General features: G+C 64.4%; 14 protein-coding genes. 4 read left to right on the top strand and 10 right to left on the bottom strand.

Going from position 1 to position 16,913, the window contains the following annotated elements; translation table 11 throughout:
* Positions 1 to 48 precede the first annotated feature (48 nt).
* Positions 49 to 1,437, top strand: coding sequence for an MFS transporter (locus AC1RQ5_RS02945; RefSeq protein WP_493197033.1), 1,389 nt, complete (start codon positions 49 to 51; stop codon positions 1,435 to 1,437).
* A 123-nt stretch (positions 1,438 to 1,560) separates the two neighbouring features.
* Here AC1RQ5_RS02945 and purH read toward each other — a convergent pair whose 3' ends face one another.
* The 3 genes from purH to AC1RQ5_RS02930 all read right to left on the bottom strand — a co-directional run bounded on the left by purH (position 1,561) and on the right by AC1RQ5_RS02930 (position 6,600).
* Positions 1,561 to 3,153, bottom strand: a complete 1,593-nt coding sequence (gene purH, locus AC1RQ5_RS02940; RefSeq protein ID WP_493197032.1) for a bifunctional phosphoribosylaminoimidazolecarboxamide formyltransferase/IMP cyclohydrolase — start codon at positions 3,151 to 3,153, stop codon at positions 1,561 to 1,563.
* 232 nt (positions 3,154 to 3,385) lie between these two features.
* Complete coding sequence (locus tag AC1RQ5_RS02935) at positions 3,386 to 5,068, bottom strand: heparinase II/III family protein (protein ID WP_398481922.1); 1,683 nt, start codon at positions 5,066 to 5,068, stop codon at positions 3,386 to 3,388.
* Between the two features lie 191 nt (positions 5,069 to 5,259).
* A complete protein-coding gene (locus AC1RQ5_RS02930; RefSeq protein ID WP_398481925.1) occupies positions 5,260 to 6,600 on the bottom strand; it encodes an RsmB/NOP family class I SAM-dependent RNA methyltransferase in 1,341 nt (446 codons plus the stop codon).
* Positions 6,601 to 6,789: 189 nt separating this feature from the next.
* Here AC1RQ5_RS02930 and AC1RQ5_RS02925 point away from each other — a divergent pair, with 189 nt between their 5' ends.
* Both AC1RQ5_RS02925 and AC1RQ5_RS02920 read left to right on the top strand, forming a co-directional pair.
* Positions 6,790 to 7,005, top strand: a complete 216-nt coding sequence (locus AC1RQ5_RS02925) for a DUF1674 domain-containing protein (RefSeq protein WP_493197031.1) — start codon at positions 6,790 to 6,792, stop codon at positions 7,003 to 7,005.
* 193 nt (positions 7,006 to 7,198) lie between these two features.
* On the top strand, positions 7,199 to 7,753 hold the full coding sequence (locus AC1RQ5_RS02920) for a thermonuclease family protein (protein ID WP_493197030.1): 555 nt from the start codon (positions 7,199 to 7,201) through the stop codon (positions 7,751 to 7,753).
* A 93-nt stretch (positions 7,754 to 7,846) separates the two neighbouring features.
* Here AC1RQ5_RS02920 and AC1RQ5_RS02915 read toward each other — a convergent pair whose 3' ends face one another.
* The 3 genes from AC1RQ5_RS02915 to acs form a co-directional block, all read right to left on the bottom strand.
* The gene (locus AC1RQ5_RS02915; RefSeq protein WP_398484890.1) at positions 7,847 to 8,362 is read right to left on the bottom strand and encodes a L,D-transpeptidase; all 516 of its coding nucleotides are present in this window, start codon (positions 8,360 to 8,362) and stop codon (positions 7,847 to 7,849) included.
* A 382-nt stretch (positions 8,363 to 8,744) separates the two neighbouring features.
* Entirely contained in the window at positions 8,745 to 9,869 is a 1,125-nt protein-coding gene (locus AC1RQ5_RS02910; protein ID WP_493197029.1) for a Kelch repeat-containing protein, read from the bottom strand.
* 183 nt (positions 9,870 to 10,052) lie between these two features.
* Positions 10,053 to 12,002: an acetate--CoA ligase gene (gene acs, locus AC1RQ5_RS02905; RefSeq protein ID WP_493197028.1), complete on the bottom strand. Its 1,950-nt coding sequence runs from the start codon at positions 12,000 to 12,002 to the stop codon at positions 10,053 to 10,055.
* Positions 12,003 to 12,255: 253 nt separating this feature from the next.
* Here acs and AC1RQ5_RS02900 point away from each other — a divergent pair, with 253 nt between their 5' ends.
* Positions 12,256 to 13,392 carry a DNA topoisomerase IB gene (locus AC1RQ5_RS02900; RefSeq protein WP_398484790.1) on the top strand — a complete coding sequence of 379 codons (1,137 nt, stop codon included), beginning with the start codon at positions 12,256 to 12,258 and terminating at the stop codon, positions 13,390 to 13,392.
* Positions 13,393 to 13,465: 73 nt separating this feature from the next.
* On the opposite strand, the gene AC1RQ5_RS02895 is transcribed toward AC1RQ5_RS02900, so the two are convergent.
* The 4 genes from AC1RQ5_RS02895 to tsaD all read right to left on the bottom strand — a co-directional run bounded on the left by AC1RQ5_RS02895 (position 13,466) and on the right by tsaD (position 16,892).
* Positions 13,466 to 14,173, bottom strand: coding sequence for a class I SAM-dependent methyltransferase (locus AC1RQ5_RS02895; protein ID WP_493197027.1), 708 nt, complete (start codon positions 14,171 to 14,173; stop codon positions 13,466 to 13,468).
* Positions 14,140 to 14,556: an EVE domain-containing protein gene (locus AC1RQ5_RS02890; protein WP_398484786.1), complete on the bottom strand. Its 417-nt coding sequence runs from the start codon at positions 14,554 to 14,556 to the stop codon at positions 14,140 to 14,142. Before AC1RQ5_RS02890 ends, AC1RQ5_RS02895 begins: the two co-directional genes overlap by 34 nt.
* Before the next feature lie 3 nt (positions 14,557 to 14,559).
* On the bottom strand, positions 14,560 to 15,540 hold the full coding sequence (locus AC1RQ5_RS02885; RefSeq protein WP_493197026.1) for an NAD(P)H-dependent glycerol-3-phosphate dehydrogenase: 981 nt from the start codon (positions 15,538 to 15,540) through the stop codon (positions 14,560 to 14,562).
* Positions 15,541 to 15,818: 278 nt separating this feature from the next.
* The gene (tsaD, locus tag AC1RQ5_RS02880; protein WP_493203266.1) at positions 15,819 to 16,892 is read right to left on the bottom strand and encodes a tRNA (adenosine(37)-N6)-threonylcarbamoyltransferase complex transferase subunit TsaD; all 1,074 of its coding nucleotides are present in this window, start codon (positions 16,890 to 16,892) and stop codon (positions 15,819 to 15,821) included.
* Positions 16,893 to 16,913 lie beyond the last annotated feature (21 nt).

Raw genomic sequence — 16,913 nt, 5'->3', positions numbered from 1 at the left:
ATTGAGAATCGTCATCTACAACACGCGGTTCTTTGAGGAGAACTATCCATGGCGGTCGCCGCCGCACACTCTCCTGTCGCGGCAGTTCCGACGACTTATCCGCCACGCCGTGCCGTGGTCAGCTGGATGTTCTTCGATTGGGCAGCACAGCCCTATTTCAGCCTGATCACGACTTTCGTGTTTGCGCCCTATTTTGCGACGCGCGTCGCCGCTGATCCGGCCACCGGGCAATCCATGTGGGGATTTGCGACCGCAGCCGCGGGCCTGATCATCGCGCTGATGTCGCCCGTGCTCGGCGCCATTGCGGATGCCAGCGGGCGGCGCAAGCCATGGATCGCGGGCTTCGGTGCCATCTTCGTGATCGGTGCCTGCCTGATGTGGATCGGCAAGCCCGGTGATCCCGCGCTGATCCTGCCGCTGCTGATCGCTTATGGCTTTGCCACCATCGGCGTCGAATTCGCCACGGTGTTCAACAATGCGATGATGCCGACTCTGGTGCCGCCGGACAAAATCGGCCGGCTCTCGGGCTCCGGCTGGGCGCTCGGTTATGTCGGCGGCATTCTCAGCCTCATCGTTGTGCTCGGCTTCATGGCGGCCAATCCCGTGAGCGGCAAGACGCTGTTCGGCCTGACGCCGATCCTTGGCCTCGATCCGGCGAGCTTCGAAGGCGATCGCATTTCGGGTCCGCTATCGGGCCTGTGGTTCGTCGTATTCGTGTTGCCGATGTTTCTGTTCACGCCGGATTTTCCGGCCAGAGTGAAAGCCAGCAATGCGGTCCGCGCCGGCCTCACCGATCTCGGCCATACGCTGCGCGAATTGCCGAAGCACAAATCCATGATGGCGTTTCTGATCGCCAACATGATCTACACCGATGGCCTTGTTTCGCTGTTTGCCTTTGGTGGCATCTATGCGGCTGGCACGTTCGGCTGGAATACGATTCAGATCGGCACGTTCGGAATTATCCTCGCCATCGCCGGCACCTTCGGGGCCTTCATGGGTGGCAAGCTCGATGATGCGTTCGGGCCGAAGCGCGTGATCGCCGGCGCGTTGCTGTTGCTGCTGCTGGCTGTCGTGTCGATCCTGCTGATCGACAAGGAGACCATCCTGTTCATGAAAGTGACACCGCCGCAGCCCAATGGCGGTTTGTTCGCGGCACCTGCGGAAAAGGCCTATTTGCTGCTCGGCTGCCTGATCGGCATGGCCGGTGGACCGCTGCAGGCGGCGTCGCGCACGCTGCTGATCAGGCTCGCACCGCAGGATCGCATCGGCCAGTTCTTCGGCCTGTTCGCACTGACCGGGAAGGTGACGTCATTCATGGGGCCATTGCTGATCGGCCTCGTCACCGCCGTCACGGCGAGCCAGAAGGCGGGCATGGCGGTGCTGGTGATGTTCTTCGTGGCCGGGCTGGGACTGCTGGCGCGGGTGCGGCAGGCTTAACTCTCACTGTCGCCACCCGGCTTGACCGGGTGGTCCATGAAACGCAGAAGCCTGCGTTTCATCTCTCTTGTGAGTGTCTATTGGATCGCCCGGTCGAGCCGGGCGATGACAGTAGGGTTGTGACTAGTGCTTGAAGTGCCGGGTGCCGGTGAACACCATGGCGATCCCGGCATCGTCGGCGGCCTTGATCACTTCATCATCGCGCACCGAGCCGCCCGGCTGGATCACCGCCGTCGCGCCGGCTTCAATCGCCACCAGCAAACCATCCGCAAACGGGAAGAATGCGTCGGAGGCGACCACCGAACCCTTGGTCATCGGCTCGGCCAGCTTCAGCTCCGTCGCCGCATCCTGCGCCTTGCGGGCGGCGATGCGGGCACTGTCGATACGGCTCATCTGGCCGGCGCCGACACCGACGGTGGCGAGATCCTTCGCGTAGACGATCGTGTTCGACTTGATGTGCTTGGCGACACGGAAGGCGAATTTCAGATCGCGCAGTTCGGCGTCGGTCGGCTGACGCTTGGTCACGACCTTCAGCGTCATGTCATCGACGACAGCATTGTCACGGCTCTGAACGAGCAGACCACCGGCGACGGTCTTCGCCGTGAAGCCAGCCGCGCGCGGATCGGGCAGTGCGCCCGCCAGCAGCAGGCGCAGGTTCTTCTTCGCCGCGACGATGGCAATCGCCTCATCCGTCGCGTCCGGAGCCACGATGACTTCGGTGAAGATCTCGGTGATCACCTTCGCGGTTTCGGCATCCAGCGTCTGGTTCAGCGCGACGATGCCGCCGAACGCCGAGGTGGAGTCACAGGCCAGCGCCTTGCGATAGGCCTCGACCAGATTGCTGCCTTCCGCCACGCCGCAGGGATTGGCGTGCTTGACGATGACGCAGGCTGCGGTGCGCTTGGGATCGAACTCGGCGATGGCCTCATAGGCCGCGTCGGTGTCGTTGATATTGTTGTAGGACAGCTGCTTGCCCTGCACCTGCCGCGCCGAGGCGACGCCGGGGCGCAGTTCGGGGGTGCGATAGAAAGCTGCGGTCTGGTGCGGGTTCTCGCCATAGCGCAGCGCTTCCACCAGCTTGCCACCGACGGCGCGGAAGTCCGGCGCATCGGTCTTGAGCTGGTCGGCGAACCAGTTGGAGATCGCGGCATCGTAAGCGGCGGTGCGCGCATAGGCCTTGGCGGCGAGGCGGCGGCGCAGCGTCTGCGTTGTGGCGCCCTTGTTGGTCGCGAGTTCGTCGAGCACCGCCTGATAGTCCGAGGGCTCGACCACGACGGTCACGTCGTCATGGTTCTTCGAGGCGGCGCGGATCATCGCCGGGCCACCGATATCGATATTCTCGATGCAGTCGTCCCAGGACGCGTTCTTCGCCACCGTCTCTTCGAACGGATAGAGGTTCACGACCAGCAGATCGATCTGCGCGATGCCGTGATCGGCCATGGCCTTCTTGTGCTCGGCATTGTCGCGGATCGCGAGCAGGCCGCCATGCACCTTCGGATGCAGCGTCTTGACACGGCCATCCATCATTTCCGGGAAGCCGGTGAGGTCGGACACGTCGGACACCTTGAGGCCCGCCGCAGCGATCGCCTTGGCGGTACCGCCGGTGGAGACGAGATCGACGCCATGCGCGGACAGCGCGCGGGCGAATTCGATCAGTCCGGACTTATCGGAAACGGACAAGAGAGCGCGAGTGACCTTGCGCGGATGGTCGGTCATGACTGTGTATCCCGTGGGAGAAGGCAGCCGCGTAGCATGGTTTGGCGGGGCGTGAAACCGGGGCGGTTGGCATGCCAGACATTTGCGGGCGGCCCCAAACTCCGCCCCTCATGGTGAGGAGGCGCGTAGCGCCGTCTCGAACCATGAGATGGCTAGCCTCCGGAGCCTGGCGGCCATCCTTCGAGACGCGGCCTGCGGCCGCTCCTCAGGATGAAGGGCAGGGAGTATTGATTTACAACGGCAATTCCGGCTCGCGCCGCGCATTCCGCCGGGCGCTCGTCTGCGACGGCGACGAATTCGACCGCGCAAAGCTCCAGCGCACGCTGCCGGTCTGGCGGGCGTCCTGGTGGATCACGATCTGCGCCGTCCGGCGCGGGCCGTCATTGCCGGCCAGGAACACGCTGTCCTCGAGGTCGACCTTGTCGTCCAGCGCCTCGAAGGTCCAGACGTCGCGGTTCGGCAGCACCAGCATGACGCCGCGGGCATCGCTCAACCGGCTCGCTTTCACCGACGGATGCAGGTGGAAGCGGATCGCGTAGTCCGTATTGTTGCCCTTCAGCCGTGCGCCCGGGGCGGGGGCGACGATATCCTCGCCATCCAGCCGATTGCCATCCGCGGCGATACTGAGGATGCGGCGATGCTCGATACCGAAACGCGATTTGTAGCCGTCATGGGCGGTGGTGAGCATGGTGCCGTCCGACGTCACCTCGCGATAGTTCTCGACCGTGTTCGGACCGCCGGTGATCGGCGAGCCGCGCAAGAATTTCTTCATGGCGCCGGCTTCGACGAACTGGCTCGATGAGGCGTTATGATAGGTCACGGTCGAATGCGCCGGCGTCGAGCGCGCAAACACACGCCAGTTGTCGCGTGCGGTCGACGGCATGCCGCAATTGGTGACGATGCGGCTGGCGCCGGATGAGAGTTCGAACGCGAGCGTGCCCGCATGCGCCTCGTGGCTGACATCGGGCGGCGGCGGCGGGCCAGTGTCGATGATGACGACCATGTTGCCGGCTTCGACGCGCTGGAATCCGGTATGCGGCATATGCGCCATGGGCACGCCGTGGGTGTCGTCATAAGCGAGCAGTGTCGCCACCAGATGCGACGCCGTCGAGCTCATGCCGTTGAACAAGGCGAAATTGCCGTCGCCGTGGCGGAAGAAGCGCAGCATCGGCATCATGCGGTCGATGGCATTGAGCAAGGCCGGCGGCGGCGCGATGTTTCGCGCGGCAAATGTCTGGCGCAGGGGCAGCAGGTCGATCAGCAGTTCGATCAGCGCATTCGGATTGCGCGAGACATGGCCGCCATCGGGCAGGATCTGCCTCTGGAGCTCATCCGACAGCCGTTTTGCAGCGGCACGGATATTGTTGGCCTGGTTCGCCAGGCAGAGCGAGGCGTAGCACAGCGCGATCAGCACCTGCATCTTCGGCAGGCCGTCGGCCGCGCTCGGCAGCGCATAGCGCAGCGTACGGATCTCGCGCGCCAGCATGCGCAGATAGCGGCGATAGAATTTTCCGTCGGTATCGCCCAGCACCAGTGGCGCCTGCGACAATAGCGAAATCACGCGACGCGCGACCACTTCGGGCCGGCGCCCGATCGGCCGCTTGCGCGCCGTGTTCGACATCCAGTCGTCGATCAGCGAGCGCGCATTGGCGCGGGTGATGGCGGTGTCGGCGGCGCGCAGATGGCGCAACCAGCCGAAGCCGAGCAGCGAGACTTCCCAGTCTTCCGATGGCGGTTCCAGATCGAAGATCGAGCGGCCGTGGCAGGTGACGATCTTGCCGGCGAACACGAAGCGGCCCGCATAGATCTCGGCGGCACGCGTCGCGTCGGTGGTGCGCAGGTCGTGCGGCGCAATCAGCAGGCGATCGGTGCGGCCGGGCCACAGACGCGAGACCGCCGCCGAGCCGCCGGACATGCGCGCGAGCGCACTCCGCGCGAAGCGGCCGAGGATCAGCCTCGAAATACGTCTGCGATGAGCGACCACGTGCGCCTTGAAATGGGAAGGAGTTCGATGCGAATCCTTAATAACCGGAAACGCTGTCCGCACACAGCACAAGCAGCCGCCCTGTGGACGCTTCGCCGAATCAGGGAATTATCCTGTAAATATCAGGATTTAATCAGCCGCGCTGCATAGAAGCCGTCGAGCCCGCCAAGCCGGGGATCGGTGTGGGGCAGATGGCTCGGCAAGGTGCGCAGATCGCCATCGGGCGTGATGATCTCGGCCAGACCGGCAACTTCGCCGGCCGTTGCCGGCATGCGGCGCATGCTGGAATCATTTGCCAGCAGATCGGCGATGGCGTGCTCGCCTTCGTCGGGTTCCAGCGAGCAGGTGCAATAGACCAGCATGCCGCCGGGCTTCAGCATGGTCACGGCCTTGGCCAGCAAACGCCGCTGCAAGGCGGTCAGCATGGCGATGTCGGCTTCCTGTTTCAGCCAGGCGACATCGGGATGGCGACGGATGGTGCCGGTGGAGGAACACGGCGCGTCCAGCAGAACGCCGTCAAAGCCTTCGCCCGGATATTCGGTGCCATCGGAGACCACGGTCTCGGCCTGCAGCGAGAGCCGGCCAAGATTTTCGCGCAGCCGCGCCACGCGGTTCGGCGAGCGATCGACTGCGACCACATCGGCACCGCCCTGTGCGAGCTGCGCGGTCTTGCCGCCGGGAGCGGCGCAGAGATCGACGATGCGTTTGCCGTTGAGATCGCCGAACAGCCGTGCGGGCAATGCCGCCGCGGCGTCCTGCACCCACCACTGGCCATCATTGAAACCAGGCAGCATGGTCACCGAGCCCTGCAGCAATGTCCGCACCGTGCCGGTGGGCAGCACTTCGCCATGCAGGCGCGTCGCCCAGGCCTCGGCTTCGGACTTTACGGTGAGATCAAGCGACGGCTCATGGCTGAGTGCAGTGGCGATGTCCCGCGCGGTGGCTTCGCCGTAGTGGGCGGACCAGCGGGCGAACAGCCATGGCGGAATGTCCAGGCTCTGGCCGGCAGCCTCGGCGATCAGGTCATGCCCCTCGCGCGCGCAGCGGCGCAGCACGGCATTGACGAGCCCGGCATATTTCGCGGCGCGTCGGTCGGATTGCACCATGCGCACGGAGAGATCGACGGCGGCATGGTCGGGTACATCCATCCAGAGAATTTGCGCAGCACCGATCAGCAGAGCGCTTTGCGCACGCGGTGCATCGGTGGGAATACCGCGATCGAGCAGGCGCGAGAGAATCTGGCCGAGCGTACCGAGTCGGCGCAGGATCGTCGCGACAAGGCGACGCATCAATGCGCGGTCGCGGTCGGAGAGCGTTTTCAGGCCGGGATGCGCAGCAGGGCCTTCGAGCTGGTCATCCAGCGTGCGGTGCTTCTGCAGCACGCCATCGAGAATATCGGCTGCGATGCGTCGCGCGGCGAGGCCGGGGACCTCGGGTGGCGGTGCGTATTTCACTTGCGGCATGCAGCAACATCACAATGGAAGATCGGGAATGGCGAGAATTTCGGCCGACGCCAGCGGGCGGGACCGATTCTGTCGCACGCGAATATGCCAAATGTAAGAATCGCCCTTATATGCGCATCATCGCATACTAGCCCTTCGATGCGAAATCGGTAACGTGTGCGGACCCTTGCGGTCACAGGGACCATAGAGATGAACGACAAACCCGAAGATCACTCCATCGTGCCCGAGCCGGCGCCGGAAAAGGTGCTGTCGCCCGAAGCGCAGCGTGCACTGGCCGAAGCCGCCGAGCGCCGCGCCGCCGCTTCGGCACCAGTGCCGCATGCCAAGGAATTGCAGGGCCCGGACGGACCCGAGCCGACGCGTTTCGGCGATTGGGAACGCAAAGGCATCGCGTCGGATTTTTGAGGTGATGATCTTTCACCTCTCCCCACCGGGGAGAGGTCGACACGCGAAGCGTGGCGGGTGAGGGGGAGCCGCGGGCGACGTCATGTGTTGCGCCCCCTCACCCGGCTTGCTGCGCAATCCGACCTCTCCCCGGTGGGGAGAGGTGATTGAGTGTCACTACTACTATCTTCTCGATGGCCTGTAAGCTCACTCCATGCCGCCACTCTCACGCATCCATCATGCGTCGCCATGGCGAGCGCGTCTCACGCGCCTGTGGCCGTGGATCTTTGTGCTCGGCATGGCCGCGGGCTCTGCACTGCCACTGAAGCGCTGGCTGCCGACGATCTTCCATGACGAGACCCAGGCCGAGCGCGATGCCAACATGATCGTGCAGCGGACGGGCAGCCGCGATGACCGCCATGCGGTCGATGTGCTCTACACCATCGATGGCGATACATTTGGTGCCCGCGTGCATCTTGCTCCCGGCGACGATCTCACCGCGCGCATCCGCCTGCGCGGCATCGATGCGCCCGAATTGAAAGGCCAGTGCACGACAGAGATACGCCTCGCCGAAGACGCCACCGCGGCGTTGAAGCGCCTGCTCAAGGATGGCGGCGTGACGATCTACAATATCGGACCCGACAAATATCCCGGCCGCGTCGTGGCAAGTGTCGCCACACGCCGCACGCCGGATGTCTCGGCCGCATTGCTCGCCGGAGGTTTTGCGCGCAGCTATGGCGGCGGTCATCGCGGCGGCTGGTGCGGTTGAAGCGTAGGATGGGTTGAGCGTAGCGATACCCATCACCACAAGCGCTTGCTGTGATGGGTATCGCTACGCTCAACCCATCCTACAAGCGAACGCTCAGCGCTGGGTGACAACCACCTGGGTGCCGACCGAAACGCGCGAGAACAGGTCGGTGATGTCCTCGTTATACATGCGCACGCAGCCGTAGGAGACATAGCCGCCGATCGACTTCGGCACATTGGTGCCGTGGATGGCATATTCGCCGCCGGCCAGCGTCATGGCAGCGACCCCCATCGGATTGGCGGGCGAGCCGCCGGGGATCACGTCCGGGATGCGCGGATTGTCGCGCTTCACATCGGCCGGGGGCGACCAGGCGGGCTGGCGGTATTTGCCGTCGATCTTGGTGACGCCGGCCCACTGCTTGCCGGGCTTGCCGACGCCGACGGGGTAGCGCACGGCAACGCCGGGCTCGGTGACCAGATAGAGCTTCCGCTCGCCGGTCTTCACCACGATGGTGCCGGGCGCATAGTCACCGCGGAAATTGACGAGGCTGGGGGCGGCCTGCGCGGACGTCGCGGCCAGGGTGGCAGCAACCAGTGTCGCGGCTAGCGCACCTGCAATCTTCGAAGACATCGATCTCTCCAAATTCGACCATCCGGTATCGGCCGGACGCGGTCGTTCCGCCGCTGCGGGCGAGCACACAATCGCAATATCGGGAAGCTTCAACCGGCTGCGTAAACAGCCGGTCTCCATCGACACGGGAACCGCATCGGGAGCACCGTTTAATGAGGGGAACTCGCAAACAAAGTAAATGTCCGGGAAACAACACTCGCTCTAAATTGGACGGGAGCGGATGCCGTGAGGCTGACAACTGCGTGAGGGGGGCGTGATTTGCCTCCTGTCGTCGCCCGGCTCGATCGGGCGACCCAGTAAACACGAACGGTCGTGAGAGAGCCGCACCGCCGTTGTTTACTGGATCACCCGCTTTCGCGGGTGATGACAGTTCCGAGCCGGGCTACCCCAGCGTAAACGCCTCATGGATCGCCGACTGCACGGCGCCGCCCGTCACCGCCCCGCCGCCGGCCACATAGATCCAGTCGCCGATCACCGTGGCGCCCACCGCATGGCGCGGGGTCAGCATCGGGGCATGGCTCTGCCAGCTGTCGGTCCTGGGATCGTAGCTCTCCATCTGCCCGAACACCTTTTCCTGCGTGATCTTGCCGTCGCGGATCACGCCGGATTCACCGCCCATGGCGAACAGCCGGTCGCGATAGATCACCAGGCCGTGGCCGGATCGGGCGACCGGCAGCGGCTTGCGTAATTCCCAGGTGTCGCGCTCGGGCAGATACACGTGGTGCAGGTCGGTATTGTATTCGAATGTGTTGAAGCGCCCGCCGATGACGTGGATGGCGCCGCCATAAGCGACGCAGCCGACATGATCGCGCGCGCCGGGCAAGGGTTTTCGTGTCTCCCATTTGTCGGACCTGGGATCATAGACCTCGTGCCAGCTCACGCTGGCGCGCTCGGCTGCGGGCTCAGAAGCGCCGCCGATGAGATGGATCTTGCCGTTGAGCGCGACAGCCGCGCCTGCGCCGCGCGGACGCGGCAGTGGCGCGATCGTGTCCCAGCGGTCGGATGCGACATCATAGGCGTAAGTGTTCTGATCGGAGCCGCGATTCTGCTGCATGAAGCCGCCGAGCGCATAGACGCGGCCCGCATCGGCTGCGACCGACACATGATTGGCGCCACGCGGCAGCGGCGCGGCGTTGAACCACTGGTCTTTCGCGGCGTCATAGACATGATGATACGGCCGATCGACACGGCCTTCGCCATAGCCGCCGACGATATGCATGCGATCGGCCCAGGCCGTCGCCCAGGCCATCTCGCTGCGCGGCAGCGGCAGGGCCGCGCGCGGCTGCCATTTGCCGGGCAGGCCTTTCGGCGCCGGACTGTCGGTGACGCGCTGCGCTTCCTGCTCCGGCGTCATGTGATGCGGCACGCCGCCCTGCAATTTGGCGTAGGGCCCGGCGGAGGATGGGGCGGCGGGAAGTGCGGGGTGGTGGCCGGCGTGTTGCGCCTGCGCCGCAGTGGCACTGACGATGGCAGCCGCGCTGCCGAGAACAAAGGAACGGCGATCCATGGTCGTCTCTCCCAGATGCCACACTCTCCGTGTCATCCCCGCGAAAGCGGGGATCCATACACGCTGTAAAGTTCATTGAAGCACTTCAGCCGTTGGCTCTGCCACGTCGTCACACGCCGTCGGAGGTTATGGGTCCCCGCTTTCGCGGGGACGACAATGGAGAGAACCGCTGGCTGGGGCGCCTTACGCCCCCTTCTTCTTGTTCTGTCGCTTCTCGACGAGATCATCCACCACCGCCGGATCCGCCAGCGTCGACGTATCGCCCAGCGATGACGGCTCGTCCTCCGCGATCTTGCGCAGGATGCGCCGCATGATCTTGCCCGAGCGCGTTTTCGGCAGGCCCGGTGCAAACTGGATCAGGTCCGGCGAGGCGATCGGGCCGATATCCTTGCGGACCCAGGCCACCAGCTCCTTGCGCAGTTCTTCGGTCGGCTCCACGCCGTTCATCAGGGTGACATAGGCGTAGATGCCCTGGCCCTTGATGTCGTGGGGATAGCCGACGACAGCGGCTTCCGAGACCTTGTCATGCGCGACCAGCGATGACTCCACTTCCGCGGTGCCCATGCGGTGGCCGGAGACATTGATCACGTCGTCGACGCGACCGGTGATCCAGTAATAGCCGTCGGCATCCCGGCGGCAGCCGTCACCGGTGAAATACTTGTTCTTGTAGGTCGAGAAGTAGGTCTGCTCGAAGCGCGCGTGATCGCCATAGACCGTGCGCATCTGCCCCGGCCACGACTTTGCGATGCAGAGATTGCCCGAGGTCTCGCCCTCCAGCACCTTGCCATCGGCGTCGACGATCTCCGGCACCACGCCGAAGAACGGCCGCGTTGCCGAGCCGGGCTTCAGCTTGGTGGCACCCGGCAGCGGCGTGATCAAAATGCCGCCGGTCTCGGTCTGCCACCAGGTATCGACGATCGGGCAACGGCCGTCGCCGACGACATGGTAGTACCATTCCCAGGCTTCCGGATTGATCGGCTCGCCCACCGAGCCCATCAGCCGCAGGCTCGCCCGCGAGGTTTTCTTCACCGGCTCGTCGCCGGCCTGCATCAATGCGCGGATCGCGGTCGGCGCGGTGTAGAAGATGTTGACCTTGTGCTTGTCGATCACCTGCCAGAAGCGCGAATTGTCCGGGTAGTTCGGCACGCCTTCGAACATCAGCGTCGTCGCGCCATTGGCCAGCGGTCCGTACAGAATGTAGCTGTGGCCGGTGACCCAGCCGACATCCGCGGTGCACCAGTAAATGTCGCCGTCGTGATAATCGAACACGTATTGATGCGTCATCGACGCGAACAGCAGATAGCCGCCGGTGGTGTGCAGCACGCCCTTGGGCTGGCCGGTGGAGCCTGACGTGTAGAGGATGAACAGCGGATCTTCCGCGTTCATCTCCTCGCACGGGCATTCGGTCGTCACCATCTCGGCAGCTTCGCGATACCAGAAGTCGCGCGCGGGATCGATATCGACGGCCGCACCGGTGTGCTTGACCACGACCACCCAGTCGACACCGCCGGCCTTGGCCACGGCTGCATCGACATTCTTCTTCAGCGGCACTTTCTTGCCGCCGCGCAGGCCTTCATCCGCGGTGATGATGATCTTCGACTGGCAGTCGGTGATGCGTTGCGCCAGTGAATCCGGCGAGAAGCCGGCGAACACGACGGAATGGATTGCGCCGATGCGCGCGCAGGCAAGCATCGCATAGGCGGCTTCCGGGATCATCGGCAGATAGATGGTGACGCGGTCGCCCTTGCCGACATTGCGGTTGCGCAACACGTTGGCCATCCTGGCCACTTCGTCATGCAGTTCCTGATAGGTGATGTGCCGGGATTGCGAGGGATCGTCGCCTTCCCAGATGATCGCGGTCTGGTTGGCGCGCTTCGGCAGATGGCGGTCGATGCAGTTATAGGCAGCGTTGAGCACGCCATCCTCGAACCATTTGATCGAGATATTGCCCGGCGCATAGGAGGTGTTTTCGATCTTGGTCGGCGCGTGGGTCCAGTCGAGGCGCTTGGCCTGTTCGGCCCAGAAGCCGTCACTGTCGCTGGTCGAGCGCGCATACATGTCCTTGTATTTCGCGTCGTCGACATAAGCGCGCGAGGTCCATTCGCTCGGTACGTCGTAAATCTTGTCGGACATCGTTCCCTCCACTTATCTCGCCGCCACAAAAACAACCCTGCGCCGCAAGCCGTTTCTCGTTTGATGTTCCAATTATGCGTCGGCGGGGGCAGGCCGGACAAGGTCGCGGCGTCTCCCCCTTTCGTCGGTTGCGATACCCCTGAAGCATGACCTTTCGCGGTCACGCTTTTGGGTCGGCAACAAGACGCAGGAACGAAAATCACCTGATTCGCATTATCGCGACGAGGGTGAGGACGAGAAAGCGCCTAAGACCATGATGGAGCAGCAGAATTTAACGGCGGCCCGCGGTACCACGGCGCGTTCCGCGCTGTCGGCGGCCAAGCTTCTGGCCGGCAAGCTCGCCGATCGGCAGCCGAAACTGCGTGGCAAAAGCACCGTCGAAGCCCTGGCGCGCGAACTTGGCCTCACACTCGGCGATCAAACAGAATTGACCATCCGTCGTCGCAAGAGCGGCAAAGCCTATTCCTTCATCCGCGAGAACGGCACGCGCATCCGGCATGCCGGCACCATCCGCCGGTTGAATGCGATGGCGGTGCCGCCTGCTTATGTCGATGTCCGCTATGCCGTCGATCCCAACCTGCACCTGCAGGCCGTTGGCCGCGATGCGGCAGGGCGGCTGCAATATCGCTATCACGCCGATTGGGAGAAGGTGCGCGAGCATCGCAAGGCCAATCGCCTGGCGCGGCTGGTGAATGCGTTGCCGAAAATTCGCCGGAGCGTTTCGCAGTTTCTCGCCGGCGATGAGCCGACGCGCGAATTCGCGCTGGCGGCGGTGATCGAACTCGTCACCCGCACGGCGATCCGTGCCGGCAATGAAAGCTACATGAAGCTATCTGGCACCCGCGGCGCCACCACGCTGATGAAGTCGAACGTGGAGCTCGATGGCAAATGCGTCGTTCTGTCGTTCAAGGCGAAGGGCGGCAAGGCCGTGCGCAAGGAATGCGATGCGGCCAAGCTCGTACGCGCCATCGGCATCCTGCATGAGGTGCCCGGCCGCCGCCTGTTTCAGTACACCGACAAGGTCGGTCGCATCCATAAAGTGAACACAGCGGCGGTGAATGCCTTCCTGCGCGACATCGCCGGCATCAAGATCTCGCTGAAGGATTTTCGCACGCTGATGGCCTCGGCGACGGTGGTCGAGACGCTGGCGCATATCGAGCCGGCCGAGAGTGTACGTGGCCGCAAGAAGCAGGTGCTCGACGCCGTGCGTTCGGCCGCCGATGAGCTGTCGAACACCGCCACGATCTGCCGCAAGAGCTATGTCCACGGCACTATCGTCACGGCCTTCGAGAACGGCGCGCTGGCGCGGATCGCCGCGAAGCAGAGCGGCTACCGCTCGCAGTCGAATCGCGAGCAGTTGCTGGCGCAGGTGGTGGCGGAGGCAGGGTAGGATGGGTTGAGCGCAGCGATACCCATCATCTCATGCGCCCGGCGGTGATGGGTATCGCTACGCTCAACCCATCCTACGACTTCAGCGTCCACACCGCCGTATTCTTGATGTCCGCATCCTCCAGATCGCGCGTGACCGGCACCTTGTATTCCGCCAGTTTTCGCAGCTTGTCCTTCGGCAGATAGCTCCGTCCGGGATCACCGATCAGCACCATTGCGCCACGCGCGGCTTGTGCGGCAAGAAACGCGAAAGCCCGCTCCGCGGTATCGCGCTCGTAGAAAATATCGCCGGCAAGGATCGTCTGCGCGTCAGACGCAACGGCATCACCGAGCAGATCATCGCCGCGCACATCGACAACGACGTTGTTATCCGCCGCATTGATACCAATCGCCACGCGCGCAAATGCATCGATATCGTAACCGATCACGCTTGTCGCGCCAGCCTTCATCGCCGCAATCGCCACCAGTCCCGATCCCGAAGCGAGATCGAGCACCGCGCGCCCCACCACATGCGCGGGATGATCGAGCACGAACCGCGCCAGCGCCTGTCCGCCAGCCCAGGCAAAGGCCCAGAACGGCGGCGGCAGACCGGCCTCGCCCAGTTCTTCTTCGGTCTTGCTCCAGAGCGGCACGGCTTCATCAGCCACATGCAGGCTGATCTCCGGCACCAGCGGCACCGGCAGCAGGCGCGTATTGGCGCGGATGAATCCAGTGGGATCAGCAATCGCAGGCGTCGCGCCCGCGGTGCTCACAAGCCGCCCATCTTGCAGAGCAGCTTCCATTCCTCGGCGGTGATCGGCGGTACCGACAGGCGGGACTGTTTGATGATCGCGACATTGGCGAGCTTCGGCTCGGCCTTGATCTCCGCCAGTGTAACCGGCCGCGGCAGGTCCTGTACGGCTTTCACATCGACGCAGACCCAGGGCGTGCCCGGCTCGGCGGTGGGGTCGGGGTGATGTTCCTTGACGACCTCGGCGATCCCCACGATCTCCTTGCCGATATTGGAATGATAGAAGAAGGCGCGGTCGCCCTTCTTCATCTTCATCATGTTCAGCTTGGCGGTGTGGTTGCGGATGCCGGTCCATTCGGTGCCCTTGGCACCGGCCGCTTTCTGCTCGTCCCACGACCAGGCGTCGGGCTCCGATTTGATCAGCCAGTATTGCATCGTCTAACCTTCTGCCTTGAATGGCCGTGTCAGCAGGCCCTCGATCACCTGATCGACGCTGGCGCTGCCATCGAGAATCATCGCCACCGCTTTTGCCACCGGCATGTCGACGCCGTTCTCCTCGGCCAGTTCGATCAATACCGGCGCCGTAAACGCGCCCTCTGCCAGCTTGCCCGCCGGCGGAGGTTCGCCACGGCCGAGCGCCACACCGAGCGCAAAGTTTCGCGATTGCGCGCTGGAGCAGCTGAGAATGAGGTCGCCGAGACCGGACAGTCCCGCAATCGTCTCCGCCCGCGCACCGCAGGCGACGCCGAGCCGCACCAGTTCGCTGAAGCCGCGCGTCGTCAGCGCCGCCAGCGCCGACGCGCCAAGCTCTTTGCCGGCGACGATGCCCGCGGCAATCGCCAGCACATTCTTCGCCGCGCCACCGATCTCGACACCACGGACATCGGTGGAGTGATAGGGGCGGAAGGTTGCCGAGCCGAGCGCCTGCACAAGGTTGATCGCTGCATCCTCATCGGCGCAAGCCAGCGTAACTGCGGTCGGCAGACCGGCCGCGACATCATGGGCAAAGTTCGGCCCAGACAAAATCGCGGGCAGCACATCCGGCGCGACCTCGGCGATCACCTCGGTCATGAATTTGTGCGAGCCCTGCTCGATGCCCTTGGCACAGGCGACGACGGGCTTGCCGGCTGCGAGGAGCGGCGCGATCGCCGTCAGCGCCTCGCGGAGCTGCTGCGATGGGACCGCCAGCAAAATAATATCAGCCCGCGCGGCGAGCGAGAGATCCGATGTCACGAAGACAGCGTCGTCGATGCCTGCACCCGGCAGTCGCGGATTGCTGCGCGAGGTCTGCATCATCTCGGCTGCAGCCGGCGAGCGCGCATAGAGCACGACCTCGCGGCCGGCGCGCGCGGCGACATCGGCGAGCGCCGTGCCGTAGGCACCAGCGCCGATGACGGCGATGGACGCGTAATTGCTCATCGCACCGCTCCTGCCTTGTCCCCGCTTCCAGCGGGGCCATTGCACATGGCAAAGCGCGGACGAGGATAGTGCTCGGCCTGCATGGTTCGAGACGCCCGCTTCGCGGGCTCCTCACCATGAGGGTTTTCTACAGTGCTACACTCCGTCCTCATCCTGAGGAGCGGCCTTCTTAGGCCGCGTCTCGAAGGATGGCCGCAGGCTGCTTCGACGATCATATGCGATAGCCCCGACGCAAGCGGGGAGAGGTTAGGCAGAGCGCTGCGCTTGTCGCCATCATCTCAATATCCCGCCCGGCTGTTCTTGTGCCCCGCCGGCGCCTTTGCATCGGCATCGAGCAGCCAGCGTGCGCGCGGTGGCGCGTCCATGCCGTCGGAAATGCCGAGCGCAAGACGTTCGGCGCCGGCCCATGCGATCATCGCGCCATTGTCGGTGCAAAGCGCCGGTGGCGGCAGCAGCAGGACGGTGCCCGCTTTCTTGGCCACAGCTTCAAGCGCGCCGCGGATGGCCTGATTGGACGCAACACCGCCGGCAGCAACCAATGCCTTCGGCGGCCCGAAACGTTCGGTGAAAATGCGCAGACCGACCTTCAGCCGGTCCGCTGTTGAAGCCAGCACGGCGGCCTGAAAACTCGCGCAGAGATCGGCGATGTCCTGCTCTTCCAGCGGCAACAGGCGGCTCGCTTCATTGCGCACGGCGGTCTTGAGCCCGGAGAGCGAGAAATTCGGCTCCGGCCGCCCGATCATCGGCCGCGGAAACTCGAATCGCGTCGCATCGCCCTGCGCCGCCGCCCGCTCCACCTGCGGCCCGCCGGGATAGGGCAGGCCCAGCATCTTCGCGACCTTGTCGAAGGCTTCGCCCATGGCGTCATCGACGGTGGTGCCGAGGCGCACATAGTCGCCGACGCCGAGCACGGCGACGATCTGCGTATGGCCGCCGGAGACCAGGAACAGACAATATGGAAATGCCAGCGGCTCGGTCAGCCGCGGCGTCAGCGCATGGGCCTCGAGATGGTTCACCGCGACCAGCGGCGTGTCATGGACCATGGCGATGGCCTTTGCCGTGGTGAGGCCCACGATCACCCCGCCGATCAGCCCTGGCCCGGCTGCTGCCGCGACACCGGAGAGTTCGGCATAGCCGACACCGGCCTCGGTCATGGCGCGCTCGATCAGCCCGTCGAGCAGGTCCACATGGGCGCGGGCGGCGATTTCCGGCACCACGCCGCCATAGGGCGCGTGGTCGCTGATCTGCGAATGCACGATATTGGACAGGATGCGGCCGCTGCCGTCCGGCTGCCGTTCGATCACGGCGGCTGCGGTCTCGTCGCAGGTCGTCTCGATCCCCAGCACCAGCATCGGTTGGTCGGTCACGCTTGG

The sequence above is a fragment of the Tardiphaga sp. GW821-FHT12E02 genome (assembly GCF_058807155.1).
Note: the sequence above shows the minus strand (reverse complement) of the source record. Positions and strands in the feature narration are given on the sequence as shown.